The following is a 13,922-nucleotide window of genomic DNA, read 5'->3' as shown; positions in this document are numbered from 1 at the left end:
GTTTTAAGCACCTAATTAAGCAAATATAACCCGAATAGAAAATCTACAAATGTTTGTAAGTGTGCTGGAAAAAAGGATATTAGGTTTGGTTATAATTGCAATGCTTTAAAAAGTCCTCTGTGAATTACAATGTTTTCGGTTCTATTAAATGTCATATTTGAATGTAAATATTTAAAAAACAACTTATCTTTTCTATGCTTGTGTTGATTACCTATTACACTAAAATTATAGAGATTATCTAAAACATAATCAATATTTTGTTCTTTTATTGTCCCAGCTTTTAAATATTTTTCATACTCTTTTGTGAATTCTTTTAAAGTAAAATTCCATTTTCTAATATTAGCAAAAATTTGGAAATATTGCTCTATTTCAGGCAATACGGGGAAAACTTCATCTACAATCTCATCTCTTAAATAGTTTGAGAAAGCTCTATCCACAAATTTAATATTTGCTTCTTTAATGTATTTAAAGCCTTTTGCGTCAGTCTCTTCAGCACATTTTTGTATGTATTGTATAAAATCTCTTGGTCTTAAATGTGTACTTCGTGATATGAAGTCAAAGGAGTCTATTTTTTTTTCTTGTTTATTACCAAATCCAATTTGTTCTCGAAAGAAGATTTTTTGCCAAGCATCAATGAATGGAAGAGTATTTATATTTTCATTATAATCTTTTGAAATTCTATAAGCAAGAAGGTCTTTAAGTTTTTGTTTATTCCATTCAATTTCAATCTTAAAATCTCTCCATTTGTTTTTATCAGAATCCTTTATTAGACTATAAATGTCATCTCTTAAAAATACTATAGGTTTAATATTCAAATTAGTTTCTATAAATGTTGATTTTATATCTTGAACTGCTTTAAATAGGCTTGTAAGTAAAAAGATATATTGCTCTGAAGTTTGAGTGTCTTTGACCGTACGATAATCTTCATCTAATTCATCGAAAACTATAAAATAATTTGAAATGTCACAATGTTCAAAAATTATATCTTCTAGTATGTTAGTTTTCTCAATCCAAGGAATCTCGTTTCTTGTGTTTTCTCTTTCTAATTTTAGGGCTCCACCATTGCCTAAAACGGTTGCGCCAAATTCTGCTGAAGTCCATTTAGATATTGTCCTAGCCAACGATTTAATAGCTTGTTTAGGGTAGAGTTTTTCTAATGTATTTCTTACAATAGAGTCAACTGCTTCATTTCGAACCATTAGTCTACAAACATTCGAATAAATTAAATATTTCCACAATGTAATGTATTGATTTGGTGCAGTATATTTTTGATTATCTAAGTGGTATAATTCATTAAATGGGAAGTTCTTAAAATTTAGTTTGACTGAAAACGAATTATGTTCTTTTCTTTTTAAGATATGTTCACAAATTGCTGATTTACCAGAGCCTTTCCTCCCTATTACGTAACATTTATCATTTTTTACTATTTTATCAACTTCGGAATAATTATAAAAGTATTTTTCTGTGTTTTCTAGTTTTGCTTCAAGTTTCCAATTTTCAGCTATATTCTTTAATGTTCTATTCATATCTTTTTAATTAAGCCTAATACACTAGGATATCACCTGTTTCAATTATCGATATTCTTTGTCAAACAAATCTCAACTATTTTTCCTACAAAACCTATACGTAGTTCTACGTAGATTTCAATAAAAGTATGTTAAAGTAATTTGTTTTTTTTACGGGTTACCGTAGTGAAGAAAGCTTTGTTTTAAGATTAGCTTAAAATTGCTTGTTTTTTGACTTATTTCTTTGTTTTATATTTCCTCTTCTGTTTCTTGTAGTCTAATTTTATTTTTAACAACATATGTCTCTTGAATAATTGGTTTTATTTTTCCATAGCTATAAAAAATCAAAACAATAATTACTATAAAAAAACTAACGTTATCAAAACCTGTAAATTCAACACATTTAGATAATTCTTTGAAGTTATAATTAGCAAAAGTTTCCTTAGCAAGAGCTTGTACACTAGAACCAATTGCACCATAAGTAAAAATAAATAAGAGATAATCAATAGGTTTGTCTAAACCTTCTTTATCACTAATCATATTATTGTCCTCGTTATAGTTTTTGTTATAATGAATAATAGATGTAATTATTAATAAAATCCAAATTGCAAAAGTCAATATTTTACTTTCCAAAAATTTCATAAGAAAGGTAGATACAAGAATCCAATTAGTATATGAAAACACAGAAATTAGAAACAGAACAATAGCGACACCAACAACTTTATAGTCTATCTTTTTCATATTTGACTGTTATTAAAGTTACGAATCATTTTATTCTCATCCTCATCTCTTTTTCCACCAATCAATCCTCCTGCAAGACCACCAATTGCCATTCCAATTCCTCCTCCTAACAAACCTATTAGTCCACCAATTATTGCTCCTCCAGCAGTGTCATTACTACTTGATTCGGCGTGAACCTCTTGAATAGAATACCGTTGATTCTGTACAAAAAAGTTATATCCTATCTTTCCAGCAAGTTCTTTTCTTGAATTGGCTTTGATGTCTAAAATAACTTTTTTTCCATATCTATTTCTGACAAATAGTCTCATTCTCTATAGTTTGTTTTAAATTAAGCACAACAGTTATATGTAAGAATAGTGCGGTCTTGTGTACGAGGATTTTCTGATCCGAAAATTGGATATAGCAAACATGCAACTGCTTTTTTTATAGGCTGTTGAAAACTGGCTTTTCTTTAGTTTTCATTCGATCATCATAAATTCTAAAACTTTCGTTTGCAACTTTTACTTGGCTCAAAAAGATGTTTACTAATTCAGATTTATTTTGATTGTGATTTATTTTAATGTTGTTATTGATATTTAACTCAGTCAGAATTTCTTTGAAAATCACATCTGTTCCTTCTTCTAAATAGTAATTTGAGTACAAGTGTATTTCTTCTTTTGCAAATTGTATCCAAACCTTATTTCCGTTTTTTGAGATTGAATATTTGTAAACTCTTGAACCATTCCAATTGAACAATCCACTTTTACTAATTTCAATTCCGAAATCTAAATCAGGATGGTTTTTGTCCAATTCTTTTCCAACTGTATTTAGTTTACTTAAAATTTCATTCTCAATTACTTTATATTCATTTACTAACTGCTGAACTTCTCTTTCGTTTTTGTGAATTATAGTTCTTAATTCTTTTGACATATTTAATGTGTTTTTACCAAGAAATTTAATTTCAAGATGTTTCTTAAATTCTTTGAGGAAATGTGAAACATTATCTGCTTCACAAATTACTAACCAACTGTTTATTAGGTTGATTATGTCGTCTTTGTAGCTGATGATTTTCAATTTGTTCTGTTCCACAAGACTTCCTTTGAGTTTTTCTTTAATACTCTTTGGTTTTGGTTCTAAACCATAAGGACTTAAATAAAGTAGTAGATAATTGCCTTGAGATTTCTGTTCTAAAAATGTTGAATAGTCTCTTAATTGATTATTTTGGTCATCTGCCCAAATCTTATTCTCAATGGCAATTGTCAAGCCTTTAAGTTTAATGTAAATATCAATTCTTCTATTGTCCGTAATTAATTTTTCGCAGACATTTTCTAATTGTTTTATTTCTATTTCTTTATCATAGAAAGTTTTAATAAACTCTTTTAAAAAAATGTTTCCTTGACCGTGATTTTGATTTACATCTAAAAAATAAGCTAAAACTTGGCTAATCTTATTTTCTCCAATTGTAAAAAACTGAAAAAGACTAAAGTCTAGTGCTAACTGCTTATCATATTCTTTTTTAAATTTAAGGTGAGTATCAATTTGTGATTTTACAATATTTAATAGATTTTCAATTTCGTTATATGCGTTCATTGTGTTTGCGGACTTTCTTTAGCTTGAGGTTTTTTTTTATTTACTTAATGCCTTTAATATACGTTCCTCGTTTATTACTATATCTCGAAATAAAACGTGAGGAAACTCATTGTACTTGGATGTTTTAAAAGCCTCTGAGATATTGGATAGCGTAGAGGCGGTAATAAGGGATAAATTCATTTCTGTATCCATTTCACAATCTGTTACGAAATCATCACTAAACTCTGGTGCCACAAGTAGAATTTTAACAATGCGTAAGTTGTTTTTGAGTGCTAAATTTTGATAGGATTTTAATTGCCTTGAAACAGAGCTAAATTTATTGTAGCCTCTTTCTTTACTAGTTTTGCATTCTACAATAATGATTTCGTTATTGTCTAAGTTTAAAAGAATATCCATCATATCCTTTTTGGTATTGAGATTGTTTTTAAATGCATCATCAACGTTAAACCCTAAACTTTTGAATATAACTTTGGTTAAATCTTCGAATTTTAAACCAAGTTCACTTTCTTTAACGGTTATCCCGTTTTCTTTTAATAAGTTTAGATTTCTATAAGCAACATTTTCGAAGTTCTCTAAATACAAATTCTCAACATCTTTGTAATGTTCAAGAATGTTTAGAATGTCATCTCCACGCTGTTTAATTCCATTGTCTTTAATGAATTTTGTCAAATCTTTTTTAATAATTAAATCTAAAATATCTCTAGGTTTAATATTGTAATCAAGTAAGAAATCTGCTTTTAACACGAATTCATCTTGTAATTCAAACTGATCTTTAATGCATTTATTAAGTTTTGGTAAAGACTCATTTAGTTCAGTGAGTAGTTTGTCAAAACCGTCAAGTGAAATGCCCACTTTTTCATCACGTTCAATATTGTCAAAATATTCAATTAGACTACTTATTTTGTCATCTAGCGTACTGCCTTTTAAATTTGAGATGTTTAGACCTTTTTCACAAAGTTCATTTAAGGTCTTTTTCTTTTCTGTTAATGTACTTCCTTGTTTATAAATGTCTTCTAAAAGCAGACTAGTAAAAGAAACACCTTCTTTTATGATTTTTTCAATTTTTTGAGCGTATGTCAAATTTCTATCAATATTGTGATCTCTTCCAATTTGATTAATGATAGGTTCTCGTAAAAGTTTAAGAGTTCTTCTATAGAATTTTTCGGCAACTTCTTTTTCTCTTATTTTACGTAACATTCTAACCATTTCGTCTGCAACGTAAATAGTGTTTTCTTTGTTTGAAAAAAATATAACTCCAATATTTTTAAGACCTTTAATGACCTCTTGAACGTCAATTTTTTTGATTGGTAATATTGAATAATTAATCAATTTTACTTCTTCTTGAGACAGTCCTAATTGTTTAGAAAGAGTTAGAATAATAGATAATTCATCTGATGTGATTTTTGCCTCTCGATTGTTTTCAACATCATTATGGTAAGCAGTATGTAAACAAGATTTGTAAATTTTATAATCTCGTTTTCGTTCTGCGCTTAATTCTGATTTATCATTATCAAAGTCAGCATTTAATCCTTTTATTCTTGTTTTTAAATGTTTGATTTCGGATTCATATAATCTCGAAAACCAGTCTTGTTTCATTATGCAGTTTCCGTCACGAATTATTATGTCAATTAAAATATCTAATTGAGATGTGATTTCTTGAAATTCACATTTAATATGTTCTTGAAATTCGCTTTCGGTTAAAGCGAAAATGTTGGATATATTTTGATTATCAACCGATTTTAAACCTTTGTCTGACGAACTCAAAATCTTATCAATTTCTTTTCCGTTTTTTGGGTTTTTCGCTATGATATTGTCGATAATTTTAATAAAAGAGTTCTTTTCTATTGAACCGAGTTTATCCAAAATCTTTTCTAATTTCATATGTTTTGATCGTTAGTACTTTTGTTAGGTTGGGTTGCGTATAAGATTTTAGAATATTGACTGTTACAATTGTCAATATTCGCGATTGAACAAACCTCAGCTATTTTTCCTACAAAACCTATACGTAGTTCTACGTATATTTCAATAAAAGTATGTTAAAGTTATTTGGTTTGTTTACGGTTTACCGTAATGAAGAAAAATAAGTAGCTAATAGATTTTAAAGTGGAGTTGTATGCTTTATATAGATTTTGCTTACAATATTTTATTTCATTAGGATATAATCAAATCCTTCTTTATTTAATAGGTCTATCACATCATCAGAACCTGCAGCTTTTCTTGTGTCTGCATCAATTCCATAATAAGAATCATGTTGAAAAAAGAAACAACGGTAGTTTGAATTTGTCATTCTCTTAGCTTCTGTCCAAGCTTCATGAAATAAATCATCTTCTAGTTTTTCAAAAATAAAATTAGCCTCAATATATTCACCGTTATCTTCGTTTTCCCAGTGATGGAATTCATCTTCTACAGGTTCGAATCCGTATTTTTTGAAAATCTGTTCTATTTTGTCATCATCACTTTCATTAGAAATATCAATGTGATGGTGATCATTCCAATAGTCTTGAGCTATTATTTCAGATTCTGGATATCCTACATAATTAAACTCAAAAGGCATTTCGTATTCAAATGATACTACTTTTAAGTTTTTAGATTCGTCAATTAATTTAATGGAATGAATATTTATAAATTCAATTAGTAACTTAGTTAATACGCTTTTCTTGGGCTTGATTATTTCATTTAAAATAGCATTCGTTATGTATTTCACGTCGTTTTTCATATTGTGGGTCACATTCATTAATAAGAAGCGTTGAAGTTTTTGTGTTAGACATTTTCCGAAGAAAAAATTAGAGACAAGCAAATGAGCAATTGACTTTGGTTTAACTACAAATTGCAGTTTTTTATATGCGGTGTTGTGCTTTCGTTATTTTTCAGTATTCAACTCATTATTTATTAAATCTATTATTTCATCTGTGTAAGTCAGCATCTTCTTTTGAAGGTATAATCTATTATGTTCCGTTCGTCCTCTCATTAAAGCAAGGCTCATAATATTTTGATTTTCATACAATTTTGAAAGCGCATTATTTTGATATTCTATATCCATATTTTGAGATTGTTTTAATCCTAATTGCTCTCTGATTTCTGTAGACATCAATGGTTCGAGTATAGAACTAAATTCAACATTTAGTAGATTCAAAAGGTCCATAGAACTTACTTCATCTTCGAAACCTTGAGATATTTCAGAGGCAAAAGCTGCTAACTTAGATTTTAAAACTGAATTTTGAATGAGACTTATATTTCCACTCGCGTTAATAGATTGATAGGCTCCTATAACTGGTTCTGCTCGAAAATAATTAAGTGGACCAAAAAGAATAAAAACAGCTATAGAGTCTCTTTTATAATTTAAGTTTTTCTTTTCTAGGCATAGCAGAAATGATTGGTTAGAGTTGAGCGCAAATGTTTGTCCATTTATTGTTTCTTTATACCTAATGGAGTTCTCTTCAAATTCTTTTTTAAGTTCTTCTAGTATGGTAACTTCTTTTTTGCGATCAGATTGGTTTTGATTCCAATTATTAATTTGAAGCGCAATTAATATTCCAATCACTACAAGTACAATTTCTCCAATGGCATATTTTAAATACTTTCCAGTTTTATTTTTCTCCATAAGATCGTAACGTATTTTTCTAAAGAATTTTATCATTGGTTCTTTAATACTTCATTAATATAGATTGAACGGTATTTTTCTGGATATTCCACTTGTACTCCGTGCGTTCCATTTTCAAATAAAAACCATTTTTTAGATGGCGCAATAATGGAATCAAAATAGGCTTTTGCTACAGATGTTTCGGTAAAATGGTCATTATCTCCTTGTAATATATAAACTGGCACTTTCAATTCCGGAATATCACGCATGAGATTCATATCGATAGCAGTAGATTCTAAAATCTTAGATGCAGGATAGTAGGATTCAGGACTATTTATCATATCAGTAAATTTTTCCTTAAACGTCAACCCATTATCTAAAAACATACTTTTAATGAAATTAAAATCGGTATCTAATTTTATCGGTGCATACTTCATTACAATCTTTCGTTCTGTTTCAAAGGCTTCAGTTACTGAATTTTTTGAATTTTTAACATAAGGTGGTTTTCCAATTTGTTTTAATTGATTGATTGAAATGGTGTCATTATATTTTTGGGATTCTGACATTGCAAATTCATAAGATAATTCTTCTGAAAATGATAGATTCGCCATCAAACCGCTACCAATATAGGCGTGATATAATTCTGGTTTTTTTTGAACCATATAAGCTGCTACAGCTGTTCCCCATGATAGACCTTCGATGTAAATTTTATCTTTTTTGAAAGTCTTTTTTAAGTGATTTGATAGCTCTAAACCATCATCTACTATATTGGTTAAGGTTATGGACGAATCAGGTATGCTGTCATTATAGGCCAGTCCAGAGCCTCTTTGATCCCAATAGCAAACCGTAAATAGATCTTCTAAATCAACTCCTGTAAGTTTGTAAATTACAGGTAAAATTGGTGCGCCTGGTCCACCGTGAACTATGAGTAACACGGGATTATTCTTGTCTTTTCCTCTTATGGTCACCCTTTGATTGACGCCATTTATTAGCATATCCTCGTGCATAGCGACACTATTGGGAAGAACATTACCCTTTTCGTCTAAAAAAGGTTCTTCGTTTCCAGAACTATTGATTCGGATTATTAGTAAAACAACTAGAATAAAAGCAACAAATGCTCCCAATAAAATTAAAAACCATTTTCCTATTTTCTTTAATATTTTCATATGTTCTTATTTAGTAAGATGGTTTTTTTTATTGTCGCCAACATGTTCGCTTATGGTTAGTTACGTGTTGAAGTAACTAATTTAGTAAATAAAAACTAACCAATAAAATCTGTGAGGATTTTTGTAAGTAGGCAAGAACTAGCAATAAATTATATACGGTGTTGGTAACTGGCTTTATTCTTAATTCAATTATATTCTTTTAAAACATTTTTTATTTCATTTATATCTCCATCTATCGATTCAGGAATTTTCAATCCTAAAATTTCACACATTAATGGGTAGATATGAATATTTTTTATTGAAGGGATCTCGAAGTGATTTTTAAAAGCTGGACCATTCGCATAAAATATTCCATGCATTTCTTTGTATTTGCTATCGTAGCCATGAACTCCAAAGGTTGTAACACCTTCTTCGATAAGAGCATCTTTGCGTCTTTGGTTCCAAAAATGATAACCGTAATCTGGTATTAATTGTATTGCACCCCAATTTTTGTTTTTTGGGATGTACTCAAAGCCTGGTGTATCTTCAGTTTTATAAGCTTTGAAATTGTTTTCTTTATGTCTTAAATACTGTAGTACAGAATCAATTTCAACATTTTTTTTTGGATGAATATTTACTATTGTACCATTTTCAATTGTCATGAATAAGTCATCGTTTTCAATAGAATCTATTGGTATTATTTTGTTAGTAGATTGATTTCCCATACCATGATCAGAAACTATGATAATATTTACATCAAGACCAGTTTCTGACACACCTTTAAACAAATTACCCAAATTTTTATCCAATTCAAACAATGCTTTTTTTAATTCTTCGTCATTGATGCCAAATTGGTGTCCAACTTTATCTAAATCTCCAAAATAGAGGGTAATTAATTGTGGTCTCTTTTTTTCGTCTAAATTCAACCATTTGATTGCCTGACTTATTCGAACCTCATTTTTTATACTATTATCGAATTTATAATAGTATGTTGGCCTGATTCCTTGAATATTAGCTTCGGTTCCCACGAAGAAAAAACTTGCAGTTAAAATATCTGCTTTATTTGCCTCAACCCAAATAGGTGAACCTCCATAAAAACTCCCGTCTTCTGCCATTTTAGGATTCCTCTTATTAAATAGTGTGTCTTTTTTATAGTCATAAAATATATTTCCTATTATTCCATGTTTGTCAGGATAAAGTCCTGTAGCAATTGTATAATGGTTTGGAAAAGTTTTAGTAGGAAATGAAGGTATTAATGATTCTGACTTAACACCATTTTTAATGAATGAACTCAAATTAGGTGGGTTATATTTTTCTACATAATCCCATCTAAAACCATCAAGTGAAATTAATATTACATACGGTTTTTTTTGAGCAGTTTTAGAGTTGGTGTTCGCAATGGAATTGGATGGGTTTAATATTTTTTTATTACAAGAAATCAATAATATCATTCCTATAATTAAAACAGATATTATTATGTTCCGTTGTTTCATTTGTGTTCGTTTTTTAGCTCGCAGGTAACGTTGTTGTATCTGGTTTGTTACGTCGTTTAAGCAACTAATTTAGTAAATAAATCACTGATAGGATATTCCGCAGGAATATTCGTGAGTAGGCTAGAACTAGCAATAAATTATATAGGGTGTTGAGCTTTCGTTATTTCTTTAATTGGCATTTATTACTTCTAATGAATTTAGATTGCTTACTCAAATAGTAGATAATCTTCCTTGTTTTGTTAAAGCGATAAGTTCCTTGAGCCGATCATCTTGAAATTGCATTGTATATGTGCCAAAACCTTCAGTCATTAACTCTGGAGAAGCTCTAATCATCTCTGGAGTTACTTTATTTTGATTAAACATGGTTTGAACAGAATCTCTACGGTAACCGTAGTTTAAAAAATTATTACCTTGTTTAGTATTAGTTTCAAGTTCCTGTTCTAGTAGTGAAAAAACACTTTCTATTTCGTTATTAATTTTACGTTTTTCATTCCAATTATTAATCTGTAAAGCAATTAAAATTCCAATAACTACAAGAATAATTTCTCCAATTGCATATTTAAAATACTTTCCAGTTTTACTTTCCATAAGTAAGTTTTGGCGAATTTTTCTAAAGAATTTTACCATTGTTTAGCGGTTGGTTATCATGAGAGAGAACGAATTTGTGTGTGATTTCGTTATTTATTTATTTATTTCTGAATCAAGTTCAATTAAAATTAGTTCTATTTTCTCTTTTATTCCACCAAAAACTTTTGAGCCATTAGCTCCTCTAATTGACAAATAGTAATTTAAAAGGTTGTTTTCAAATTCAGTTAAGCTGAACAAGTTTTTATTGTTAATTGTATCGGAAATTGATTGATGTTTAAAATTAAGACCTCTATGTATTACCACTTTTCGGATGCTTCCATTTATATTTAATAATCGTATCATTTCCTCTTTTGCAGAATTAATACCATTTTCTTGTAATTCAAATATGTCATTCGTGCTTTCAAAAGAAGCAAGATGTTGTCTTAGTTGTTCATTTTGAATTAAATTTAGGTTCCCTGAGCTAATAATATCAGTTAATACTCCTTTTGAAGGTTGATAGCTTACTGTGTTTCCAAAAATTGAAAACATTATATCTGAAATCTCTTTATCACTAATGGTATCACGAACATTATTATCAAATAAAGTCAGCATTTGCTCTATGTCAATCATTAGGACTTTATTTTCTGAAATGGACTCATTTATCTTGTTAAGATTGGTTTGGAATTCACTTTGCAGTGACAGTAAATACATTTGTTCTGTATGACGTAGCTCCTTGTTATTACTCCAATTGTTAATGCTTAAGGCTATTAAAATACCAATAACGACAAGTACAATTTCTCCAATTGCATAAAGAAGATATTTTCCGAACTTATTTTCAGTCAGAGTTTTTTGTCTAATTTTTCTAAAGAATTTTATCATTGGTTAGTGGTTGGTAATCATGAGACAGAACGAATTTGTGTGTGATTTTGTTACGTGTTTAGATAACTAATTTAATGAATATAAATAGAATAGAAAATTTGCAAGGATTTTTGTAAGTATTCTAGAACCAGTGGATTAATTATGACATGTTTTGTCATTAGTTGTTTTTCACGCTAGGTTCTTGTTGTGTAGAACAATGAATACCGCCTCCATTATAATTTATGGTCATGACATCCAAAAGTATCAATTCTCTATTAGGAAAAACTTCTTTCATAATTTTCTTTGCTTGTTCTTCTTTTTCAATTGATGAACCTTGCTCGATATAGGTGGACATTAAAACCAAATCATTAGTTACTAAATAATTTAAGTAGCTTGATGCTGCAACCCAATTTATAGAGTCTCCAACTTTTAATTCATTTTTATTTGGTCCCCAATCTGCTCTAACTGTCCAGTCTTCGAAATTCGTGCTTGAATTATTGTCAGTTTCGGTGACTTTAGTTTTTAGATAGATAGGATCGGGAAGTGGAAATTTTATGATTTTAAACGGTTTACCATCTTGGTCTTTTGCATTTTCTAGAATTTTTAGATTTTCTGACATTCTTTCATAATTCCATTTGTTTATTGGATTTAAATCTTTTTCAGACTCATCTACCCAAGCTAATAAAATTGTAGAGTCGTTTACAAAACGAACAAATTCGTCTGTATGTCCCGAAACTCCCCAACCATAATAATTCTCATATATTTTATTCCACCAAAAACCATCTTCTGCTAGTCCACTTTTGAGCCAGATTACATTTGAAACTCCGAGGACACGTTTTAATTCAGATTCGAGATAATCTTTAGACTTACCTGGATTTCTTTGAAAAGTTACAGATTCAGATTGTATTAAAGTGCCTTTGCCATTTACTTCAATAGAGCCACCTTCCATATTAACATCGGTCTTAATGGATTTTAAATTATCCATTGCACCCATAATTGAATCAACCATTCCTGTTTTTCTCAAGGCTCGTTTATAGTAAACATCGACACTATCTTTGTTGCCTTCGTAATAGTTTTCTAACCACTCTTTGTTACCGTAAAGTGTCCAACCAAAATCTACTACTTTCTTTTCACCTTTTCCATTGATAACATAAGTTGCTCCATGGTCTCGCATCCAATATCTATTATCTGGAATAATCCTAAACTGAAATTTGGCGAGATCTAAATCTAGTGATGTTAATGTGTCTTTTAATTGACTTAACGAAGTTTCATTATTTACAACTACCTTGATTGGAACTTTTGGATAAAGTGCTTTAGTAATATCTAAAAATGGTTTTTGGTATGGAGGATAATTAGACCATCCTAACCAAACTGCATCTTGTTTTTCATATTCTGCTGGCATATAAAAATCACCAGAAGTTGACTTTTTATTACTTATTTCTTCATCACTTGACTTTTCATTTTTACAACTAATTAGAAGCGAAATTACTAATGTTAATACTAGATACTTCATTTTTATATTATTAATGACAACTTTTATTTGAACACATAAAACTTGATTGTTATGTGTAATATATTGTTTATCAGGTTTTAGTGATAAAAATAAAATAATTGTTTTATAATTCCTACACGTATTTTTACGTGTTTTCAATAAAATTAGGTTAAAGTCATTTGGTTTGTTTAGGGTTTACTGTAATGAAGTTATTTATTATAGAGGGTGTTAGTTTTAGTACTTTATTATCTTTTAAGAAACTCAGTTTCACTCCTTGAGCTTAACCTTTTTATTAAAGCAAATACTGTGATTACTAGCAGAAATAAAAATCCGCCTAAAATTTTAAAAACACCTAAATTGGCTATTGCTAGAATAATTGCAGTGATGCTAGCACCTCCTCTAACAAGTTCATATTCAACTCCACTTTCTATTTTAATGGCTAAATAAAGAGACCATATAAAAATGATACTGATGAATAATAATGCAAAAAGTGGCGCTTTAGCATATTTCAAAACGCTAGGTGTTTCAGAACTATATTTAAAACTCGGATTGTCTTGTTTTAAAAAATTAAAAACCTCTTTTTTTGTATTTTCATTATTTATAATTAATTCCTCTTCAGATTCTTTTCCAAAAAATATTTTGATTTGATTCTTTCCTTCTTGATTTTCAATACTCTTAATATAAGAATATGGGATGCTTAAGAGGTTTTCTAAAAAAGCAAGATTGGAGGATTGCGTATTAAGTTTGTTAAGTTCAACAGGATTTGGATTTCCTTTATAGATGCACTTGTCTTTAATGAAAATTAGTTTATTAGATCTAGAATCACTTAGTTTCCAAAATTTATGCATTTTGTTTGATTGGTTTTTGGTTGATGTGTTATGATATCGACTGCTTTAATACTGAACTACTGAAATGAATTCAGTACAAGTAAATTATGCACAGTTTATTGATATTAAAAGCTAAGCGAAGTTA

Annotated in this window: 13 protein-coding genes; all 13 read right to left on the bottom strand. The window is 29.2% G+C overall.

The window, feature by feature from the left end; all coding sequences use genetic code 11:
* Nucleotides 1-89: 89 nt before the first annotated feature.
* The 13 genes from IM744_RS11965 to IM744_RS11905 all read right to left on the bottom strand — a co-directional run bounded on the left by IM744_RS11965 (nucleotide 90) and on the right by IM744_RS11905 (nucleotide 13,798).
* A complete protein-coding gene (locus tag IM744_RS11965; RefSeq protein ID WP_194508369.1) occupies nucleotides 90-1,526 on the bottom strand; it encodes a P-loop ATPase, Sll1717 family in 1,437 nt (478 codons plus the stop codon).
* Nucleotides 1,527-1,754: 228 nt separating this feature from the next.
* Entirely contained in the window at nucleotides 1,755-2,246 is a 492-nt protein-coding gene (locus IM744_RS11960) for a hypothetical protein (protein WP_194508368.1), read from the bottom strand.
* Nucleotides 2,243-2,554 carry a hypothetical protein gene (locus IM744_RS11955; protein WP_194508367.1) on the bottom strand — a complete coding sequence of 104 codons (312 nt, stop codon included), beginning with the start codon at nucleotides 2,552-2,554 and terminating at the stop codon, nucleotides 2,243-2,245. Before IM744_RS11955 ends, IM744_RS11960 begins: the two co-directional genes overlap by 4 nt.
* 115 nt (nucleotides 2,555-2,669) lie before the next feature.
* A complete protein-coding gene (locus IM744_RS11950; RefSeq protein WP_194508366.1) occupies nucleotides 2,670-3,815 on the bottom strand; it encodes a PDDEXK-like family protein in 1,146 nt (381 codons plus the stop codon).
* Between the two features lie 36 nt (nucleotides 3,816-3,851).
* On the bottom strand, nucleotides 3,852-5,696 hold the full coding sequence (locus IM744_RS11945) for a hypothetical protein (protein ID WP_194508365.1): 1,845 nt from the start codon (nucleotides 5,694-5,696) through the stop codon (nucleotides 3,852-3,854).
* Between the two features lie 262 nt (nucleotides 5,697-5,958).
* Nucleotides 5,959-6,531, bottom strand: coding sequence for a hypothetical protein (locus IM744_RS11940; protein WP_194508364.1), 573 nt, complete (start codon nucleotides 6,529-6,531; stop codon nucleotides 5,959-5,961).
* A 144-nt stretch (nucleotides 6,532-6,675) separates the two neighbouring features.
* Entirely contained in the window at nucleotides 6,676-7,416 is a 741-nt protein-coding gene (locus tag IM744_RS11935; protein WP_194508434.1) for a DUF6090 family protein, read from the bottom strand.
* Between the two features lie 32 nt (nucleotides 7,417-7,448).
* Entirely contained in the window at nucleotides 7,449-8,561 is a 1,113-nt protein-coding gene (locus IM744_RS11930; RefSeq protein WP_194508363.1) for an alpha/beta fold hydrolase, read from the bottom strand.
* Between the two features lie 185 nt (nucleotides 8,562-8,746).
* On the bottom strand, nucleotides 8,747-10,033 hold the full coding sequence (locus IM744_RS11925; RefSeq protein ID WP_194508362.1) for an alkaline phosphatase family protein: 1,287 nt from the start codon (nucleotides 10,031-10,033) through the stop codon (nucleotides 8,747-8,749).
* Nucleotides 10,034-10,243: 210 nt separating this feature from the next.
* The gene (locus tag IM744_RS20790) at nucleotides 10,244-10,621 is read right to left on the bottom strand and encodes a DUF6090 family protein (RefSeq protein WP_194508433.1); all 378 of its coding nucleotides are present in this window, start codon (nucleotides 10,619-10,621) and stop codon (nucleotides 10,244-10,246) included.
* Between the two features lie 93 nt (nucleotides 10,622-10,714).
* Nucleotides 10,715-11,479, bottom strand: coding sequence for a DUF6090 family protein (locus IM744_RS11915; RefSeq protein ID WP_194508361.1), 765 nt, complete (start codon nucleotides 11,477-11,479; stop codon nucleotides 10,715-10,717).
* Between the two features lie 157 nt (nucleotides 11,480-11,636).
* The gene (locus tag IM744_RS11910) at nucleotides 11,637-12,971 is read right to left on the bottom strand and encodes an agmatine deiminase family protein (protein WP_241738324.1); all 1,335 of its coding nucleotides are present in this window, start codon (nucleotides 12,969-12,971) and stop codon (nucleotides 11,637-11,639) included.
* 224 nt (nucleotides 12,972-13,195) lie between these two features.
* On the bottom strand, nucleotides 13,196-13,798 hold the full coding sequence (locus IM744_RS11905) for a hypothetical protein (protein WP_194508360.1): 603 nt from the start codon (nucleotides 13,796-13,798) through the stop codon (nucleotides 13,196-13,198).
* Between the last annotated feature and the right edge of the window lie 124 nt (nucleotides 13,799-13,922).

Origin of the sequence: Psychroserpens luteus, assembly GCF_015319355.1 — a bacterium.
In the GTDB taxonomy this organism is placed as follows: domain Bacteria; phylum Bacteroidota; class Bacteroidia; order Flavobacteriales; family Flavobacteriaceae; genus Psychroserpens; species Psychroserpens luteus.
This window is presented reverse-complemented; position numbering and strand designations above follow the sequence as displayed.